Origin of the sequence: Metallococcus carri, from assembly GCF_011440275.1 — a bacterium.
GTDB classification, from domain to species: domain Bacteria; phylum Actinomycetota; class Actinomycetes; order Actinomycetales; family Dermatophilaceae; genus Metallococcus; species Metallococcus carri.
Map to the genome: position 1 here is coordinate 406476 of NZ_JAAOIV010000001.1, position 18564 is coordinate 425039.

The following is an 18564-nucleotide window of genomic DNA, read 5'->3' on the forward strand; positions in this document are numbered from 1 at the left end:
GACAGGGTGCTGACACCCGAAACGCGGTCGCGCTCGCCCGTCCCGTCTGTTGGGATGCGGGTATGACGGGCTTCACCTTCCCCGACGACGTGCCGGTGCTCACCGACGGAGAGGTGACATTGCGCGCGCACCGGCGCAGCGACATCCCGCGCATCGTGCAGTTCGCGACCGACGAGCGGTCGCGCCGGTTCGTCTCGGCGCTGCCGCACCCCTATGGCGAGCCGGAGGCGAGGGCCTTCGTCGACAGCCGGGCGGACCAGTGGCAGGCCGACCCGATGCACCCGGTCTGGGCGATCGACCTCGACGGGGAGTTCGCCGGTTCGATCAACCTGCACCCGCGGGCGAGGGCGGCATACGAGATCGGGTATGGCGCGCACCCGGACGTGCGCGGCCGGGGCGTGGTCACCCGGGCGGCCCGTCTGGCGATCACGTATGCCGTGCGCGAACTCGGGGCTGGATCCCTCGTATGGCGTTGCGACGCAGGCAATTTCGCGTCCTGGCGGGCGGCGTGGGCGAACGGCTTCCGGTTCGTGGCCAGCTGGCCGGACGCCGAGCGGGGCCTCGATGGGGAGCCGGTCGCGGTGTGGCTGGGACACCTCGCGACCGACGGCTGGACCGGCGGGCCGGCGCGGCCGTGGTGGGAGCCGGCGGTGCTGCGCGGCGAGCATGTCGTGCTGCGGCCGTGGACCCGCGACGACGCCCCGACCGAAGGGCCGGACGAGCTGGCGACCCGGTTCGTCGCGACCTCTGGTCTGCAGCCCGCGCCGGAGGACTTCGAGGCGTGGCTGCTGGAGCGACGCCGCCGGATGGCGGCAGGTGCCGGGGTCTGTTGGTGCATCGCCGACCGGGAGACCGACCGGGTCCTCGGACACGTGCAGGTCGACGGGCTGGACGTGGACTTCATCGCCGGCACCGGCCAGGTCGCCTACTGGCTGCTGCCGGATGCCCGGGGACGCGGGCTGCTGGGCGAGGCCCTCGAGATGGTGATCGGGCACGCCTTCGCGCCACGCACCGACGACGCCGGGTCGTCCGGCCTGGGTCTGCACCGGCTGCAGGCCGGCACCGACGAGGACAACCGCGGCTCAGCGCGGGCGTTGCGGCGGGCCGGCTTCCGCGAGTTCGCGCACGAGCGTGAGGTGTTGGCCGCCGCCGACGGCAGCCACCGAGGTGCGCTCACCTTCGAGTTGCTCGCCAGCGACGACCGGGAGGCGCAGCGGGTGTCTCCACTCGCCATACCGACCCTGCGGACCGAGCGGTTCGTGCTGCGGGAGTGGACCGAGGCCGACCGGCCGCGGCCGGACCAGGTGACCGACCCCGACGCCCGCCGGTTCATGGCCGGCGAGCTGCCCACCGCGCAGACCCACGACGCCGCGCTCCGGCGGCGCCGCCGGCTGGCCGACACTGGGGCCGCGCTCACCTGGTGCATCACCGACCGCGAGACCGGTGACGTGCTCGGCAATATCGGGCTCTTCTCGATCGGCGAGGGCACCCGTGGCAATGCCGAGGTCGGCTACTGGCTTTGGTCGCAGGCGCGTGGCCGAGGCGTCATCGGCGAGGTGCTGGAGCCGGTCATCGACCATGGCTTCGAGACCTTGGGGCTCACCCGGTTGCACGCCGAGACCGACCTGGAAAACATCGCCTCGCAGCGGATCCTGCTGCGGGCTGGCTTCCGGCAGTGGGGCACCGATCACGCGGCGTACACCAATGCCGACGGCTCGGAGACCGACGGCGCGTATTTCGAGTTGCTCGCGGCCGAGGACCGGGGCGCGCATGGTTCACAACTGCCGCCCCGGTTGGAGTCGGAGGCGGTCGTCCTGCGGCCATTGGAAACCGTTGACGCACAACGGATCTGGGAAACCTGGAGCGATCCCCAGTCGCGTGTCTGGCTCGACCTGCGCGAGGAGCCGACCCTGGAGAAGGCCCGGCGCTATGCCCGCGCCAAGAGGTATGTCGACCGGGCCGCGCACGGCATCTGGTGGGCGATCTGCGAGCCGGGGTCGATCGACTTTCTCGGTGCCGTCGGCCTGCAGGAGATCACCGATGGGCCGCCACGCCGCGCCGAGGTCGGTTATTGGGTGCATCCCGATGCCAGGCGGCGCGGCCTGGCGACGGCTGCGGTGGGGGTGGCTGCGGCATACGGCCTGGACCCGGACGGGCTGGACCGGGAACGCCTCGTGCTCAACGTCGCCGACGGCAATGAGGCGTCGGTGCGGATCGCGGAGGCGACCGGCTTCACCCAGGTGGGGCGGGATCGCGCGGCCGAGCCGCTCGGCGACGGCCGAGTGGTGGACCTGTTGCGCTTCGATCGGTTGCGCGGCGCTCACGGAGGCATTCCCGCGAGCGACCGTTCGTGAGTAGGGTCGACGGACATGGCAGAGCCCCGCTCCTTCCTCGCCCAGTCGGTGTCTCGCGCCCGGATCGCGCTGCGACCGCGGTCCCGGGTGCGCGGGCTGATCCCGCATGGTCCGCGGCATACCGAATCAGCGGGTTGGGATTCGTTCCCCCTCGACAACTCACCGCTCGAGCCGGGCGAGGCGAGCGCGCTCGCCGAGGCGCACACCGGCCGGCTGATGCACAAATGGCGCCATTACCCGCAGATCTACGACATGGAGTTCGGGCCCTACCGCGCCGGGTTCCGCACCGCCGACGGGACGGCGCGTCCGCTGCGCTTCCTCGAGATCGGCGTCGCCGAAGGTGGCTCACAGGTGTTCTGGCGTTCCTTCTTCGGACCCGAGGCGACGATCTTCGGCGTCGACATCGACCCCTCCTGCGCCGGTCTGGTGGACCCGACCGTCGCGCAGGTTCGCATCGGCTCCCAGGACGACCCGGCCTTTCTGCGGTCGGTGGTCGAGGAGATGGGCGGCGTTGACGTCGTGCTGGACGACGGCAGCCACATCTCCGAGCATCAACAGGCCAGCTTCGAGACGCTCTGGCCGCTGCTGAGTGACGGTGGCGTCTATGTCATCGAGGACGTGCACACGGCCTACTGGCCGGGCTTCCACGGTGGGCTGCGACTGCCCGGGACCGCCGTCGAGCAGGCCAAGGACCTGGTCGATGATCTGCACCGGTGGTACTACCGCGCGGAGGGCGCGGCGTCGCGGCCGGCCCGGCCGGACGTCTGGTCGGTGCGGTTCTACGACTCGGTGATCGCTCTGCACAAGCGTTCCCGGTCGGCACCCGCTCGATTCACCCGCGGGGCGGAGCAGCGCGCCGACGTGGTCTAGCGGCCGGCCTGGACGACCTCGTGCAACAACTCGGCGGTCTGCCCCGGCTGCTCGACCCATGGCGAATGACCGCCACCCTCCACGACCCGCTTGCGCGCGTGGGCGGTCTTGGCGGCGAGGGCGAGGACGTTCGGCACGGGGCGGGGATCCGCGCTGCCGTGGATGAAGAAAACGGGGCAGGTCGTCGCCGCGGCCCACGCGATCAGGTCGGCGTCGCTCGCGCGGATCTGCCGATTGGCGACCAGGTTGATCGCCAGGTCCGTAGCGGCCAGATGACGGCGGCGCTCGCGGCCGGCCACGGGATCGGCGTCGTCGGGCAGCCACTGCAGGTCACGCCATTCGACCTCCTGCTCCCAACTGCGATCAGGTATGCCGTCCAGCTGCTCCAGTCGCGCTGCCAGGTCACCAAGCCGGCGCGCTCGTTCGGCGCGGTGGGCGCTGCGCCAGTCACCGATGCCGGTGCCGTCGAGATAACCCACCGCAGCGGTGCGCTCGGGGTGCTGGGCGGCATACGCCAGGGCGATGGACGCGCCGGCTGAATGGCCAACGACGACCCAGCGGTCGTGACCCCAATGCTCGCGCAATGCTTCGAGGTCGGCGACTGAGTGCTGCATCGACTGCTCGTCGCTCGGGTCGGACCGGCCGCATCCCCGCTGGTCATAGGTGTGCACGACGCTCCCCTCGGACAGCAGCGCAACGAGGTCCTCGAAGTCGCTCCAGAGCCCCGGCCCGCCGTGGATCATCACGAGCGGGAGCGAGTCGGCATCGTTGCGGTCGGTCCAGGTCGCCAGCCGTATGCCGGGAGCGACCTCGACATACTCCTGCGCGGGCGTGGGGGCGCGTCGTTCGGTCACCGCGGCAGCCTAGGCCCCGTCATCTCGCGCGGATTAAGTGACGTTTCGCGGAGCATTAGTGACGCTTCGCGGAGCATTGGTGACGTTTCGCGGAGCATTAGTGACGTTTCGGGGGGTTAGACCGGCTCGTGGACGATCGGTTCTTCCAGGCGGGGTTCGCCGAGCTTGACCACGACGACGCCGGCGAGGATCAGCGCGCCGCCCACCAGCTGCCACAGACCGGGCAACTCGTGAAGGAGGATCGCGGCGAACATCAGCGAGAACACCACCTCGAGCAGCGCAACGAAGGACGCCAGTCGCGACCCCAGCCGGCGGCTCGCGGCGATGCCGGTGACATAGGCGATGGCCGCGGTGATCACGCCGAGCGCGAGCAGGGGCAACCACCAAGGGAAGGAGCCCACGGCATACCGCACCGAGGTGGTCGACCCGCGCAACGGCACGATGCCGACCAGGCCGGCCGCACCGAGCACGATCGCGCCGACGACCAGTCCCCCGCCGGCCAGCACGATCGGCGGCAGCTGTGAGTCGCGCGCGGACAGCACGAAATACACCGCCGCGCCGACCATCGCGAACAGCGCCCAGGCCATCCCGATCACGCTCAGGCTCGCTCCGGACAGCAGGTCCAGCACGAGCACCAGGCCGAGTGCGGCGACACCTGCACCGAGCACCGTGGCCCGCGCCGGACGCTCACCGTGCCGCAGCCAGAGCCACAGCACGACGGCCACCGGCGAGGTGTATTCGACGAGCAGCGCCACCGCGACCGGCATGTGCTGCACCGCGGAGAAGTAGGCGAGCTGGCAGCCGGCCACCGCAACCGCCCCATAGGCCAGCAGCACGCCTGCCTCCCGCCGCAGCAGTCCCCAGCGGCCGCGCAGGCTGATCAGGGCTGCCGGCAGCACGACGATCGCCGCGACGGTGATGCGCACCAGCACCGCGGCGGCAGGGCTCCAGCCCGCGTCGAGCAGGCCGCGGCCGATGCTGCCCGACATGCCGAAGGACGCCGCCGACGCGAGCGCGAAACCGAGCCCGGTGGCCGTCGCCGAGCGCGCGGGCGTCATCACCTCGTCATGTGTCATCACTGCCATGACTCATGACACTAGGAGTGTCTCCGGTAAGCTGTCAACATGACCTTTGCCCATGACACCGCCGATGCTCTGCGGGCCGCGGTGCGCCTGGTCAACTCCGGCGAGGAGCCCGACACCTTGCTCACGCTCGCCGACCTGGAGGAATTCTTCGACGACGAGGGCTACACCGGCCGGCGCCCCGACGAGACCGACCTGCGCGCCGTCCGGCGGCTGCGCCCGACCCTGCGGCGGTTGCTGACGAGCGACCGGGACGCCGCGGTGGAGATCGTCAACGACTTGCTGCAGCGCGCCAAGGCACTCCCCCGGCTGGTCCGGCACGGCGATGTCGACTGGCATATCCACGCCATCGACGATCAGGCACCGCTCGCCGACCGGGTCACGGTGGAGACCGCGATGGCGATGATCGACGTCATCCGCGCCGACGAGATGTCCCGCCTGGCGATCTGCGCCGCCGACGACTGCGAGGGCATCGTGCTCGACCTCACCCGCAACCGCTCCAAGGTGTTCTGCAGCACGACCTGCGGCAACGGCGCAGCGGTCGCGGCATACCGCGCTCGTCAGGCCGCGGCCGGCGCGACCCGCTGAGCGACCGGGTCAGCCGATGACCGCGACATCAGTGAGCCCGAGCCAGTCGGCCATCTGCCGCAACTGACGCTGCAGCGCACCGACCGCATCGGCCGGCACGTTCGGCTCCCAGGTGACGCGACCGCGCAGCATGCTGCTCGCCCGGTCCGCCTTCAGATCACACCGGGCGACGAGCGCATCGCCATACAGGAACGGCAGCACGTAATAGCCGTGAACCCGTTGCGGCGCAGGCACATAGATCTCCAGCCGGTAATGGAAGTCCCACAGCGCGTGGGTGCGTTCGCGCTGCCAGATCAGCGAGTCGAACGGGCTGAGCAGGGCTTCCGCGTGCACCGTGCGCGGTCGCGCCGCCTCATGCCAGAGGTATGCCGCCCGCTTCCAGCCGCGGACCGTCACGCGGCGAAGCTCGCCCGTCGTGAGCAGGGCGTGCAACGCGGGCTCGAACAACGCGGGGCGCAGCCGGAAGTAGTCGCGCAGGCATTGCGCGGTGCCGATGCCGACCGCCCGCGCGGAGATGCGCACCAGCTCTTCGATGGCCCGGTCGTGGGGCGGTCGCTGATCGACTGCGGCATGGGGACGCACGCTGGGCGGCATGACGGATTCGACTGAGGCATAACGCCTTTCGAACTGACTGGTGCGTCCGGCGCTGGTGATCTCGCCGGCCCAGAAGAGGTGTTCGAGGGCGTTCTTGACCAGGCTCCAGTTCCACCCCCAGTGGTCCCGCTCGCGGGGCAGGTCGTGCTCGAGTCGCGTCTCGACCTGCCGAGAGGTGAGCGGACCGTGCTGCACCACCTCGGCTCGCACGGCGGCCACCAGCTCGGGGTGGTCGCGCGCCACGCGCTGCATGCCGCCCCAGGACTCGTCTCGTGCGCGTTGCATGCGGAAGTCGAGCAGCGGCCAGGTCGCCGGTGGCACCAGGCTCGCCTCGTGCGCCCAGTACTCCACCAGTCGTCGCGGCGCGCGGTCGCGGGCGCGGTCGAGCAGCGCCACGTCATACGGCCCGAGACGGGAGAAGAACGGCAGGTACTGACTGCGGGTGAGCACATTGACCGAGTCGATCTGCACGATGCTCACCCGGTCGATCACCCGCTGGATGTGCCGCGTGGTCGCAGTGAAGGGCTCGGGCTTGGGATCGCGAAAACCCTGTGCTGCCAACGCAATTCGCCGCGCGAGCGGAAGGCCGATGGTCTCAGTGGAAGGCGGTGGGGCGAGCCTGCGCTCGCCGCCACCGCCCTCCGACGGTTGTGGATCGCTCACGCCGAGGCGGTCGCCTCATGGGTGGCAGGCTGCGCGTCGACCTGCAGGTGGATCACACCGTAGGACCAGCCGCGGCGCCGATAGACGACGCTCGGGCGGTCGGTGTCGGCGTCGTGGAAGAGGTAGAAGTCGTGGCCGACCAGCTCCATCGCGTTGAGCGCCTGGTCGACGGTCATCGGGACGCTGGCGTGCACCTTCTCGCGCAACTCGACCGGGCAGTCCTCGTCGCCGCCGATCTTGGCGATGGACGGTGGGACCTCCTGCTGCTGGCCGTCCTCGGCGGACTGGTCGTCGGGCAGATCCGCCGGCAGCCCGGCGGTCGCGGCGTGGACCGAGATCGGCTGCTTGCGGCCACGGTGGACCCGGCGCTTGTCGTGCTCCCGGCGCAATCGCTCCCCGAGTCGCGTGGTGGCGAGGTCGAGGGCGGCATACTCCTCGTCGGCGGCAGCCTCGGCGCGGATGACCGAGCGCTTGGCGAAGCAGGTGATCTCGACCCGCTCCGCCTCCTTGGCCTGGCGCGGGTTGGGCTCGTGGGTGACGACGACCTCGCACCGCGTGACGCGGGGGTCGAGCTGGGACACCTTGGCGAGCTTGTCCTCGATGTGCCGACGGAATCGCTCCGGGACCGACGTGTGCCGGCCGGTGACGCTGATCTCCATGGAATCTCCTTCTGCGGGAGGGATTTTGGCCACTGTTGGACTACGAGGTCCTCGTCCTTACGCAACCACCTCCTTCCTGGAGGAGACTGCGACGCGTCGTGCTCCCGGCGATGGGGACGACGCGATCGCGTTCATCTGCTCACGCTATGCCAACGTGGCCCGCGGCGTAAACGGTTCCGAGGAGGCGCGCCGACGGGTCACCGCGACGGTCGCGGCGCTCACGCCGACGGCACCCCCGGCGAGCAGGGCGCGCCGGGACTCGACCAGCGTGGCTCCGGTGGTGACGACGTCATCCACCAGCAGCACCCAGGCCCCGGCCACCGACCGACGCAGCCCGACCGCATCCCTGAGGTTGGTGGCCCGTGACCACGCATCCAGCCCGGCCTGATCGCGCACTCCCCGGCCGAACCGCAGGGCGTCGACGATGGGGAGTTCGGGGGCCGCCGCTCGGGCCAGGTCGAGCAGTGGGTGGCGGCCGCGCTTGCGGTATGCCGCCGGTCGCGACGGGGCGGGCACGATCAGGACCGCTCCCCCGCGGACGAGATGGCCGCGCAGCGGTGGTGCGTCGAGCGCCCCGGCGAGCGCGGTGCGCAGCAGCTGGGACAGCGGCCCCAGCAGATCGGCGCGACCACCGTCCTTGTAGGCCTTGAGGGCGTGGGCGATCGGCCCGTCATAGGACACGCTCGACCAGGTCGGCGGAAACCCGGGCGGGCACGGATCGGGCTGGACCCGCTGCGGACCGGCGACCAGCGCGTCGCGCACGATCGCGGCACAGCGCGCGCACCAGCGGCTGCGGGTTGATTCGCAGCCACCACATTGCCGGGGCCAGACCAGGTCGGCCACCGCCGCGGCCGCCGCTCCCCAGACCACGAACCCACTGGATCAGGTATGCCGTCCGCCTCGCCACCCGTGCCGATCGCGCCGGTGGACAGCCGCCGGTGGCCGGTGACCCAGCCTGTGGACAAACTGCGCTCAGCGGCCCGGAACGAAGGCGTCCTGATAACCGGCGAGCACCGGCCAGCTGGCACCCGCGCGGGTGAGCACCGACGGCCGGTTGGTCACCACGACCAGGTCTTCCACGCCGACGCCGGTGCCGACGATGCCGATCCCTCCCGGCACCTGGCCGAGGCTGTAGTGGAAGCCGCTCAACGGCACGGCATACGCCTGGGTGACCGCATTGTCCGCCGACCGCGCGAGCACGGCGATCGACTCGTCGTCGATCCAGGCCGCATCGAGCATCCCGGCGATGCCCTGGCCGAGCTCCATCGGCGTCGTGAGCGCGACCGGGTTGCCGGACCGGTCGCGGGCGATCGTGCTCACGAACAGGTGGCTGACGCCCCGGGGGTCGCGGGTGACGACGGCGACCCGTTGAGCGTCGGTCGCGACCCGCAGCGCGAGCACCTCCGAGGTCGCCAGCCAGGGCGCCGCGACCGCCTGCAACGGCGTGCGGCTGCCGGACTGGGTGGAATCCAGGGTCCACACGACCGAGCCGCGGGCGGGTGACTTCTGCGGGCCGGCGGCCGAGATCGGCAGCCCGGCGAACCACATCTCACCGAGCGCGTCCGCCGACGGACGCACGAGCTGGCGGGCGAAGCCGGAATACTCCTGCACCTTGACGCCGTCCTTCCAGCGGCCCACCGAGGTGCGGCTGCCGGAGATCGCGAACACCTGATGGCCTCCGGCGTCCGAGGCCGGCAGGTACCAGTTGACCGTGAGCTCGGCCAGGCGCGGCGTCGGCCGGTCGTTGGTCTGGCGCTGCGGGCCGCCGGTGGCCGGGTCGACCCACCGCAGGGTATTGCCGTCGCGCATGACGAGCGCGGTGCCGCTGGGCGTGCGCAGCTGATAACCGACATCGCTGGGCTGGGTGGGATTGTCGCGGGCGCCCTGCACTTCCCACGGGTTGCCGCCCGCGGTGATGCGCAGCTGCTGCACGCCGTCGACCTGGCCGATCAGGGTCGCGGTCATCGCCGCCCAGAGCGCCGCCCGGGTGGGGGCATCGGCGCGCAGCGCGGCGGTGGTGAGGTCGACGGTCGCCATACCGCGGGCGGCATCGACCGGGACGGCGTCGACGCTGAGGGCGGTGTCGGCGGGCAGTTGCACGAAGGCCGGCCGCTGGCGGTCCTTGGGACCGCCGGCCATCCACGGCGGAGGCCCGGCGAGCACCGCGCGGGCGAGGGCGGTCGCCAGACCGGTCTTGGGGAACCACAGCCGTTCGGGGACGACGGTGCGAGTGGTGGTCTCGGGGTAGTAGACCGCGCGCGGCAGGAAGAGCCGCTGGGTGAAGTCGACCTGGCCGATCCACGCCCCGAAGTCCTTGGGCAACTCGCTGATCCGCCATTCGCCGCCGACCCGGGCGAGGATCACCTCGAAGGTGCGGGTGCGCGGCGTGGCGAACTCGGTGAGGTGCCCGCGCCCGTCGAGTTCGCCGGTCTGCTTGGCGACCACCCGCACCCGGCCGCCGCCGCTGGAGGTGATCGCGAAGTCCCGCTCGCCGTTGTTGAGGGCGACCGCGCGCCCAGGCACCCACAGCCGGTCGGCTCCGGGGGTGAGGAACTCGCGCGCCACGCCGTAGTCGTCGTCCGGGCTGCTGTTGGCGCGCAGGAACTGCGTGACCAGCTCGACCGGGTTCTCCCCGCCCTGGGGGCCGTAGAACTCCACCCGCGGCCCAGCACCGGTCGGCGCGGCCATGATCGGGTCGCGGGCGCTCACCCGACTGGAGCTCGGCAGGCCACCGCAACCGGCAAGCAGCAGGCACAGGACCAGCAGCCACCACCGGCGGATCATGGCGCCATCCACCGCTTCGGCCCCTCGCCGGTGGCGCCCGCAGCACCCAGGGTGAGGCTGTTGCCCGCGGGCATGATGCGGCCGACCTGGGAGTCGTCGGGGGCGAGCGGCAACGGCGAGCGCTCGATCGGCACGCCCGCGCGCGACGGCAGCGTGAGCCGGAAGCAGGAGCCGGATCCCTTTTCGCCCCAGGCCTGCAGCCAGCCGTCGTGCAGCCGCGCGTCCTCCAGGGCGATGGACAGCCCGAGGCCGGTGCCACCGGTGGTGCGGGCCCGGGCCGGGTCGGCGCGCCAGAACCGGCCGAAGACCCGCGCCTCGTCGCCGGGGTTGAGCCCGACGCCGTAGTCGCGCACGCTGACCGCGACCGCGGTCGCGTTCACCCCCACCCGTATGTCGACCGGACGCCCCTCGCCGTGGTCGATCGCGTTGGTCACCAGATTGCGCACGATGCGCTCGACCCGGCGCTGATCCATCGGGGCGACGGCCGGGCGCCGGGCACTGACCCGCAGCCGGGAACCGCTGCGCTCGGCGAGCGGCCGGGCGGTCTCGACCACGCGCTGCACCACCTCACGCAGGTCGACCGGCTCGGTCTGCACCGCGGCGGCCCCGGCGTCGAAGCGGCTGATCTCCAGCAAGTCGGTCAGCAACGCTTCGAAGCGGTCGAGCTGGGAGACCAGCAATTCCGCGGACCGGGCGACCGGTGCGGTGAAGTCGGCGCGGTGGTCGTGCAGCATGTCGGCCGCCATCCGCACTGTGGTGAGCGGGGTCCGCAACTCGTGGGACACATCGGAGGTGAACCGCTGCTGCAGCGTGGACAGGTCCTCCAGCTGGCGGATCTGCCGCTGCATGCTGTCGGCCATCGAGTTGAACGACAGCGCGAGTCGGGCCACGTCGTCCTCCCCGCGCGCCCGCATCCGCTCGTTGAGGGCGCCGGCGCTGAGCCGCTCGGCGACATGCGCGGCGGCGCGCACCGGGGTGACCACCATCCGGGTGACCAGATAGGCGAGCGCGGCCAGCACCAGCAGGATGAGCAGACCACCGAGCAGGAAGCTGCCTTGGATGATGCCGAGGGTGTGCAGCTCGTCGTCCATCGGGTAGACGAGGAATAGGTCGTAGGGCCCGGCATTGGCCATCTGGATGCGCGAGCCGATGACGACCGCGGGCACCGTGCCGCCGGCGGCGGAGCGCACGGTGAGGATCTGCACCTGCTGGTGGGTCGGGTCGCCCCGCAGTGCCTCGCGCAGGCCGTTCGGGATCAGCTCGGGAGGCGTGTCGCGGTCCGAGCTGACCTTCGCGATCGGGCGCGCGGTGTTGCCGAGGCTCTGCAGCACGATCACGCGCCGCGACCGGTCGTCGCCCGGTGAGGCGATCTGCTGGACCATGTCGGTGGCCAACTGACGCAGCGAGCTGGGGTCGGTGTGGTCGGTGTTGTCGAACAGGCTCTGCGCTTCATACCGGCGCGCCTGAGTCTCCTGCTCGGCCGAGGCCATCTTGGAGTTGACCAGACCGTCGGCGATTCGCTGGTACATATACGAGCCGATCGACAGCACGAGGATCGTGCCGGCCAGCACCGTGATCGTGACGACGCGCACGTGCAGCGAACGCCGCCAGAGCCGGTAGAGCCAGCGCGCCCCGGCGACCAGCAGCCGTCGAAGGGTCGCCGCCGCCCCGGCGAGCGTGCTGCGCTGGGGTGCGGTCGGCTCAGGCGGGTCCGGCTTTATAGCCGACTCCTCGCACGGTGAGCACGATCTCCGGGTGCTCCGGATCCTTCTCGATCTTGGAGCGCAGACGCTGGACGTGCACATTCACCAGCCGGGTGTCGCCAGCGTGCCGATAGCCCCACACCTGCTCCAGCAGCACCTCGCGGCTGAACACCTGTCGCGGTTTGCGGGCGAGCGCCACGAGCAGGTCGAACTCCAGCGGGGTCAGGGAGATCACCGTGTCGCCCCGCTTCACGCTGTGGCCGGAGACGTCGATGGTCAGATCACCGATCTCCAACTGCTCGGCCTCGACGTCATCGCCGCGCCGCAACCGAGCGCGCACCCGGGCCACGAGCTCCTGCGGCTTGAACGGTTTGGTGACATAGTCGTCCGCCCCGGCCTCCAGCCCGGCGACGACATCCGTGGTGTCGGTGCGGGCCGTGAGCATCACGATCGGGACGGTCGACTCGGCCCGGATGCGACGGCATACCTCGACGCCGTCCATGCCGGGCAGCATCACGTCGAGCAGGACGATGTCCGGCTTGGACTCCCGGAACGCCGTCACCGCGCCCGCACCGGTCAGCACCTGGGTGACGTGCATGCCCTCCCCGCGCAGAATGATGCCGAGCATCTCGGCGAGCGAGGCGTCGTCGTCGACGACGAGTACCCGAGCGGTCATGTGTGTGCCTACGTCCTTTCCCGATCCCAGCCCCCGAGATCACCGGCTCATTTTCACACGCCCCCGGCTCGTATGCCGGATCGCCCGCCCTCGCGCGGCGGGGCGCCCTTTCGGCGCGCATCTGGCACGCGGGCGCACATCTGGCACGCGCGCCGCACCTCTGGCACGTCATCCGGTGCCATTTGTCCGCTGCCGTGCCAGTTGTCCCATGCCGTGCCAGGCCCGAGCGAACCCGAGTGCCGCAACCGGGCGGCGAGCGAAGCGAGCACGCGCGTCGCACTGAGCGGGGACCGGGTTCGCGCAGCGAACTCGGACCCCGCCAGAAGACGCGCAAAAGGAATGCGAAGTCGCACTGAGCGGGGACCGGGTTCGCGCAGCGAACTCGGACCCCGCCAGAAGACGCGCAAGAGGGAATCAAGCCGGAGCACGACCGATACTGAGCCGAGCGCCAGCGAGGTCTCAGTATCGGTAGTGCTCCGGCTTGTACGGACCGGCGACATCAACCCCGAGGTATTCGGCCTGCGCCTTGGTGAGCTCGGTGAGCTTGACGCCGAGGGCGTCGAGGTGCAGGCGGGCGACCTTCTCGTCGAGGTGCTTGGGCAGGGTGTAGACCTGCTTGGCGTAGTCGTCAGTCTTGGTGAACAGTTCGATCTGGGCGATCGTCTGGTTGGCGAACGAGTTCGACATGACGAAGGACGGGTGACCGGTGGCGTTGCCGAGGTTCATCAGCCGGCCCTCGGACAGCACGATGATGCTGTTGCCGTTCTCGAAGGTCCACTCGTGCACCTGCGGCTTGATCTCGGTCTTGGTGATGCCCGGGATCTTGGCGAGACCGGCCATGTCGATCTCGTTGTCGAAGTGGCCGATGTTGGCGACGATCGCCTTGTTCTTCATCTGCTTCATGTGGTCAGCACGGATCACGTCGTAGCAGCCGGTGGTGGTCACGAAGATGTCTGCCTGGTCGACGACGTCCTCCAGGCGCGCGACCTGGAAGCCTTCCATCGCGGCCTGCAGCGCGCAGATCGGGTCGACCTCGGTGACGATGACGCGAGCGCCCTGCCCCGCGAGCGACTGAGCGCAACCCTTGCCGACGTCGCCATACCCGCAGACGACGGCGACCTTGCCGCCGATCAGGACGTCGGTGGCGCGGTTGAGGCCGTCGATGAGGCTGTGGCGGCAGCCGTATTTGTTGTCGAACTTGGACTTGGTGACCGAGTCGTTGACGTTGATGGCCGGGAAGAGCAGGTCGCCGGTGCGCGCGAGCTCGTAGAGGCGGTGCACGCCGGTGGTGGTTTCTTCGGTGACGCCCTTGATGCCCTCGGCGATGGTCGTCCACTTCTTCGGGTCCTGCGCCATCGTGCGGCGCACGAGCTCCTTGAAGACCGCGAATTCCTCGGAGTCCTCGTCGGTGGTCGGAGGCACACCGCCCGCCTGTTCCCACTCACGGCCCTTGTGCACCAGCATCGTGGCGTCGCCGCCGTCGTCGAGGATCATGTTGGGGCCCTCGCCGCCGGGCCAGGTGAGGATCTCGTTGGTGCAGTCCCAGTATTCCGGCAGGGTCTCGCCCTTCCAGGCGAAGACGGGCACGCCCTGCGGGTCGTCCGGGGTGCCGTTCGGGCCGACGACGACCGCGGCGGCCGCCTCGTCCTGGGTGGAGTAGATGTTGCACGACGCCCAGCGCACCTCGGCGCCGAGCGCGGTGAGGGTCTCGATGAGCACGGCGGTCTGCACGGTCATGTGCAGCGAGCCGGCGATCTTGGCGCCCTTGAGCGGCTGGCTCTCGCCGAATTCCTCGCGCAGGGACATCAGGCCCGGCATCTCGTGCTCGGCCAGGCGCAGCTGGTGGCGGCCGGCTTCGGCCAAGCTCAGGTCTTTGACCTTGAAGTCGAAGGACATAGGTGTCCGCTCCTCCTGTCACGGCCGTATGCCGTGCTCGGTGATTGCTTGCGTATCGACACCGGCGCGCCCTTCTGGGCTGCACGGGTCATCACCCACGCCGACCGTCCATCAGGATACCGAGCGTCGCGCGGACGCCCGCAGCCACGCTGGGTGGGCTACAACGGAGGGCGACCGCACCCGGCATACGGCAGGAGAATCCGATGAGCGACGACAGCCAGCACCAGGACGAGCAGCAGGGCAGTGAGCAGCGTGACGACGCCATGACCGAGCGCGAGCGCGCCGAGCAGATGCCGGACGAGCTCAAGGTCGATGTCGACCAGGACAAGATGCGCGCCTGGGACGAGGTGAGCGAGGACTACAGCACCGACGCGGATTCGGACGAGCAGCCGCCGCGGCCGGTGTTCACCGACGAGCGGCAGGAGCGCTCACCGCGTCAGGACGACGCGGCGGACTCGGGCAGCGAGGGCTGATCGACGCCGACGTCGTGCAGGTGGTGCATCAGGTCGTGCAGGCAGTACTGCCCGAGCGTCAGCACGGTGAACGCAGAACCGTTGGAGCGCAAGCCTTTTCGCGCGAACTGGTCGCCCTGGACCGCGTCGTATGCCGCCGCGAGGGCCGCTGCGCTCGCCTCGAGTTGCGGCACCACCGTGGCCGGGTCGGCCGCCGCGTAGTTGCCAGCGGCAGCTGCGGTGTCCTGGTCCCAGTCGGCGAAGGTGGGGCTGTCCTGCTCGAGCATCAGCGCGAGTCGCTCGGTGAAGACCGTGCAAACGTCCCGCACGTGGCAGGCGTATTCGAGCGGTGACCAGATCTGCGGGCTGGGGCGGCGCCGCGCGTCGGCGCGCATCGCGATCTGCGGCCACGGCGCCATGGCCGCCTCGATGAGCGCCCCGATCGACCCGCCGTCGACCTCGCTGGCCGCGAATCCGCAATCAGGACAAGGCTTTTGCAGGGTCCAGGTCCAGTCTTTGGGGTCTTGCGCCACCAGACTGCGCCGGTGGTATGCCGGGGCCTCGCCGCGCCGGACATCCCCGCGGTATGCCGCTCGGCGCAGCTCGGCCTCGTAGAGCTCGAACTCGGGAGCGCCGAGCTCACGGGCGGCGGCGAGCTCGGCGTCGACGTCATACGGCACTCGCACGAAGGTGATCGAGAACGGTCCGGGATCCTGCGAGCCATAGCGGCCTTCGAGGATCACGTAGACGGGCGTCGGCTCGTCCATCGGGTTGCCGACGCTGCCGGTGTTGAAGAGGGTCTTGCCGCGATCGGTCTCGCAGAAGGCGTCGTGGGTGTCGCCGTAGCCCACGATGTCCGGCGGCGGACCGTCGCCGGTGGCGGGAGTGTTGTGGAACATGCCGGCGAACTCGACCTCGTCGTGGTCATAACGCACCCGCACGTGCACGCTCGTGGCCGACGCGTGGAACAGCCGGACCCGGCGGCCGCTCAACCAGAAGTCGTGATGGAAGGGCAGGCCCCGCAGCCAATCCCCTTGTCCCTCAGCCAGTTCCGCCCGCCACCAGCGCAATGCTTCGCAGTCGTCGAGGGCCCTCGACGGGTCGGGCAGGAAGTCGTCCCAGTTGCCGAGGATGTTGACCTCGCAGCGCTCCTTGCACAACGCCACGACCTCGCGGCCACGCGGACCCTTGCCGACATAATCACCGAGGTTGAAGATGCGGGTGATGCCGCGGGCGTCGATGTCCGCGAGCACCGCTTCGAGGGCCGTCAGGTTGCCGTGTACGTCCGAGATGAGCGCGATCCGGTCCACGGTGATCATCCTCGCAGGGGCCAGGTCGCCACGCCCGGGGACCGCAGTTTCACGGCGCTGCGGTCTTCGTCACCAGCGGGTCCGTCCGGGTGCCCACCGAGGTGGCCGCCGCGAGCAGTTGTGCGCGGGTCACGGTCGTGGGGATCGCGCGGTTCTCGTTGCCCACCGCCGAATACAGCCGGGCGGTCTGCCTGGCCGGGTCGTAGGTGAACGAGCTGTCGTTGGTGATCACCCACTCCCCCGTCGGCTTCCCCGGGATGAAGTACACGGGCCCGACGAAGACCGCGTAGGTCGCGTTCGGCCGCAGGATCTCCTCGAGATATTGCCCATAGGTCGGGTCGTTGCCGGCGCCGAGCTGCCGGATCCGGACGACCTCGCCGGCCCTGATTCCCCGCCCGCCGAGGACCTCCACGACTTTCGCGGTCACGATCGTGGACACCGCGCTGCCCGCCCCGGAACTGCTCGCCGGCACCACCCGGCGCTCACCGGTCGTCCGCACGATCAGTCCACTGGTGCTGTATGCCGCCACCTCCCGCAGCGAGTGGTAGGCGCGCACCCCGCACATGATTGCCCGTGGCACCGACGACTCCGCGCTCGCCGGCGCCACCTCGCCACGCGTTGAGCTGCCGGTGATCAGGACGGCCACAGCGACACCACCCGCCAGCGTCCTCACTCGGCCCATGGTGACCGCCTCCTTCACCGTTCTTCACCCTGCAAGACGCTCACCCGGGTCGTCGGGTTGGCCGACCTGTATGCCGAATCGCTGGTTGGTGGCTCTCGGCGGGAGATGGACGCGTCGGCGGGAGTTGGTGGCCTCTCCAAGAGCTCTACCTCCCGGAGAGGCCACCTTCTTGCGTTCAGGCCACCGAGTCGCGGGTTTCGAGGCGGCCTCGTTCCTCGGCCTTCCTCAACCAACGAGCGGGGGTCGGGCCTCGCCGAGGGTGGTTTCGAGGCGGCCTCGTTCCTCGGCCTTCCTCAACCAACGAGCGGGGGTCGGGCCTCGCCGAGGGTGGTTTCGAGGCGGCCTCGTCCCTCGGCCTTCCTCAACCAACGAGCGGAGGTCGGGCCTCGCCGAGGGTGGTTTCGAGGCGGCCTCGTTCCTCGGCCTTCCTCAACCAACGAGGGGCGAGGGCGTCAGTGGGACTTGGGGCGGCGGACGAGCTTCAGGATGGCGACGACGATGCTGCCGACGATCGCCCCCGCGATGGCCGCGCACAGCGTGCCGACCAGCCAGACCAGGATGCCGCCGACGCCGGGCACGCCCTCGACGGCCACTTCGGCGTGGTGCACCAGCGAATAGGGCCACTTCCACCCGAGTTCGTCCGCGCCGACCAGCAGGATGTGCCCACCGACCCAGAGCATGGCCACGATGCCGACCGTCGACAGCACGCTCATCACCTTCGGCATGCCTTTGACCAGACCCCGGCCAAGCCGCTTGGCCCCCGCGGAGTCGCGCCTGCTGAGGTGCAACCCGACGTCGTCCATTTTCACGATGAGGGCGACGACGCCATACACCAGGATCGTGATGAGGATCGCGACGACGATAAGGATCGCGGCACGCGCCCAAAACCCCTGGGAGGCAACCTCGTTCAGCGAGATCACCATGATCTCCGAGGACAGGATGAGGTCGGTGCGGACGGCACCCTTGACGAGCTGGTCCTCGTCGGCGGCCTGCTCGCCGTCCTCGTGCCCGCCGGTGAACCGTTCGAGGATCTTCTCGGCGCCTTCGAAGCACAGGTAGGTGCCGCCCAGCATGAGGATCGGGGTCAGCGCCCACGGCAGGAACTGACTGAGGATCAACGCCACCGGCAGGATGACCAGCAGCTTGTTGCGCAGCGAGCCGATGGCGATCTTCTTGATGATCGGCAGCTCACGCTCGGCGGCGATGCCCTCGACATAGCGCGGGGTCACCGCCGTGTCGTCGACGACCACGCCGGTGGCCTTCACGCTGGCGCGGCCGGCCGCCACGCCGACATCGTCCACCGAAGCGGCCGCCGCCTTCGCGAGCGCCGCGACGTCGTCGAGCAGAGCGACAAGTCCACCAGCCATGCGGCGAAGTGTATTCAGCCCACTCCCAGA

General features: G+C 70.3%; 16 protein-coding genes. 4 read left to right on the forward strand and 12 right to left on the reverse strand.

Annotation, left to right across the window (positions count from 1 at the left end):
- The first annotated feature begins 62 nt into the window (after positions 1-62).
- Positions 63-2354: a GNAT family N-acetyltransferase gene (locus G9U51_RS01990; RefSeq protein WP_166192300.1), complete on the forward strand. Its 2292-nt coding sequence runs from the start codon at positions 63-65 to the stop codon at positions 2352-2354.
- Positions 2355-2369: 15 nt separating this feature from the next.
- Positions 2370-3224 carry a class I SAM-dependent methyltransferase gene (locus G9U51_RS01995; RefSeq protein ID WP_166192303.1) on the forward strand — a complete coding sequence of 285 codons (855 nt, stop codon included), beginning with the start codon at positions 2370-2372 and terminating at the stop codon, positions 3222-3224.
- Here the strand turns inward: G9U51_RS01995 and G9U51_RS02000 are convergent.
- Complete coding sequence (locus tag G9U51_RS02000; RefSeq protein WP_171715546.1) at positions 3221-4078, reverse strand: alpha/beta fold hydrolase; 858 nt, start codon at positions 4076-4078, stop codon at positions 3221-3223. The genes G9U51_RS01995 and G9U51_RS02000 overlap by 4 nt on opposite strands.
- 116 nt (positions 4079-4194) lie before the next feature.
- Positions 4195-5163, reverse strand: a complete 969-nt coding sequence (locus G9U51_RS02005) for an EamA family transporter (protein ID WP_166192306.1) — start codon at positions 5161-5163, stop codon at positions 4195-4197.
- A 39-nt stretch (positions 5164-5202) separates the two neighbouring features.
- On the opposite strand from G9U51_RS02005, the gene G9U51_RS02010 reads away from it, so the two are divergent.
- On the forward strand, positions 5203-5748 hold the full coding sequence (locus tag G9U51_RS02010; protein ID WP_166192309.1) for a CGNR zinc finger domain-containing protein: 546 nt from the start codon (positions 5203-5205) through the stop codon (positions 5746-5748).
- A gap of 9 nt (positions 5749-5757) precedes the next feature.
- Here G9U51_RS02010 and G9U51_RS02015 read toward each other — a convergent pair whose 3' ends face one another.
- The 7 genes from G9U51_RS02015 to ahcY form a co-directional block, all read right to left on the reverse strand.
- On the reverse strand, positions 5758-7005 hold the full coding sequence (locus G9U51_RS02015; protein ID WP_407941406.1) for a winged helix-turn-helix domain-containing protein: 1248 nt from the start codon (positions 7003-7005) through the stop codon (positions 5758-5760).
- Entirely contained in the window at positions 7002-7664 is a 663-nt protein-coding gene (gene hpf, locus G9U51_RS02020) for a ribosome hibernation-promoting factor, HPF/YfiA family (RefSeq protein ID WP_166192312.1), read from the reverse strand. Before hpf ends, G9U51_RS02015 begins: the two co-directional genes overlap by 4 nt.
- A gap of 144 nt (positions 7665-7808) precedes the next feature.
- Positions 7809-8534 (reverse strand): ComF family protein, encoded by a 726-nt coding sequence (locus G9U51_RS17720; RefSeq protein ID WP_207947913.1) that lies wholly within the window; start codon positions 8532-8534, stop codon positions 7809-7811.
- A 102-nt stretch (positions 8535-8636) separates the two neighbouring features.
- Positions 8637-10448 carry a GerMN domain-containing protein gene (locus G9U51_RS02030; RefSeq protein ID WP_166192315.1) on the reverse strand — a complete coding sequence of 604 codons (1812 nt, stop codon included), beginning with the start codon at positions 10446-10448 and terminating at the stop codon, positions 8637-8639.
- Complete coding sequence (gene mtrB / locus G9U51_RS17195) at positions 10445-12169, reverse strand: MtrAB system histidine kinase MtrB (RefSeq protein WP_407941410.1); 1725 nt, start codon at positions 12167-12169, stop codon at positions 10445-10447. Before mtrB ends, G9U51_RS02030 begins: the two co-directional genes overlap by 4 nt.
- Positions 12150-12827 carry an MtrAB system response regulator MtrA gene (gene mtrA / locus G9U51_RS02040; RefSeq protein ID WP_166192321.1) on the reverse strand — a complete coding sequence of 226 codons (678 nt, stop codon included), beginning with the start codon at positions 12825-12827 and terminating at the stop codon, positions 12150-12152. The genes mtrB and mtrA overlap by 20 nt, the downstream gene beginning before the upstream one ends.
- A gap of 459 nt (positions 12828-13286) precedes the next feature.
- Positions 13287-14723, reverse strand: a complete 1437-nt coding sequence (gene ahcY / locus G9U51_RS02045; protein ID WP_166192324.1) for an adenosylhomocysteinase — start codon at positions 14721-14723, stop codon at positions 13287-13289.
- Positions 14724-14926: 203 nt separating this feature from the next.
- Here ahcY and G9U51_RS02050 point away from each other — a divergent pair, with 203 nt between their 5' ends.
- Entirely contained in the window at positions 14927-15196 is a 270-nt protein-coding gene (locus tag G9U51_RS02050) for a hypothetical protein (RefSeq protein WP_166192328.1), read from the forward strand.
- Here G9U51_RS02050 and G9U51_RS17725 read toward each other — a convergent pair.
- The 3 genes from G9U51_RS17725 to G9U51_RS02065 form a co-directional block, all read right to left on the reverse strand.
- Entirely contained in the window at positions 15160-16494 is a 1335-nt protein-coding gene (locus tag G9U51_RS17725; protein ID WP_166192332.1) for a metallophosphoesterase family protein, read from the reverse strand. The genes G9U51_RS02050 and G9U51_RS17725 overlap by 37 nt on opposite strands.
- A 40-nt stretch (positions 16495-16534) precedes the next feature.
- The gene (locus tag G9U51_RS02060) at positions 16535-17158 is read right to left on the reverse strand and encodes a hypothetical protein (RefSeq protein WP_166192335.1); all 624 of its coding nucleotides are present in this window, start codon (positions 17156-17158) and stop codon (positions 16535-16537) included.
- 461 nt (positions 17159-17619) lie between these two features.
- Complete coding sequence (locus G9U51_RS02065) at positions 17620-18534, reverse strand: DUF808 domain-containing protein (protein ID WP_166192337.1); 915 nt, start codon at positions 18532-18534, stop codon at positions 17620-17622.
- Positions 18535-18564 lie beyond the last annotated feature (30 nt).

Bases quoted from the DNA above. Each gene is read 5' to 3' on its own strand.
- G9U51_RS01990 (WP_166192300.1), top strand. From the start codon at position 63: ATGACGGGCTTCACCTTCCCCGACGACGTGCCGGTGCTCACCGACGGA.
- G9U51_RS01995 (WP_166192303.1), top strand. From the start codon at position 2,370: ATGGCAGAGCCCCGCTCCTTCCTCGCCCAGTCGGTGTCTCGCGCCCGG.
- G9U51_RS02005 (WP_166192306.1), bottom strand. From the start codon at position 5,163: ATGGCAGTGATGACACATGACGAGGTGATGACGCCCGCGCGCTCGGCG.
- G9U51_RS02010 (WP_166192309.1), top strand. From the start codon at position 5,203: ATGACCTTTGCCCATGACACCGCCGATGCTCTGCGGGCCGCGGTGCGC.
- hpf (WP_166192312.1), bottom strand. From the start codon at position 7,664: ATGGAGATCAGCGTCACCGGCCGGCACACGTCGGTCCCGGAGCGATTC.
- G9U51_RS02030 (WP_166192315.1), bottom strand. From the start codon at position 10,448: ATGATCCGCCGGTGGTGGCTGCTGGTCCTGTGCCTGCTGCTTGCCGGT.
- mtrA (WP_166192321.1), bottom strand. From the start codon at position 12,827: ATGACCGCTCGGGTACTCGTCGTCGACGACGACGCCTCGCTCGCCGAG.
- ahcY (WP_166192324.1), bottom strand. From the start codon at position 14,723: ATGTCCTTCGACTTCAAGGTCAAAGACCTGAGCTTGGCCGAAGCCGGC.
- G9U51_RS02050 (WP_166192328.1), top strand. From the start codon at position 14,927: ATGAGCGACGACAGCCAGCACCAGGACGAGCAGCAGGGCAGTGAGCAG.
- G9U51_RS17725 (WP_166192332.1), bottom strand. From the start codon at position 16,494: ATGATCACCGTGGACCGGATCGCGCTCATCTCGGACGTACACGGCAAC.
- G9U51_RS02065 (WP_166192337.1), bottom strand. From the start codon at position 18,534: ATGGCTGGTGGACTTGTCGCTCTGCTCGACGACGTCGCGGCGCTCGCG.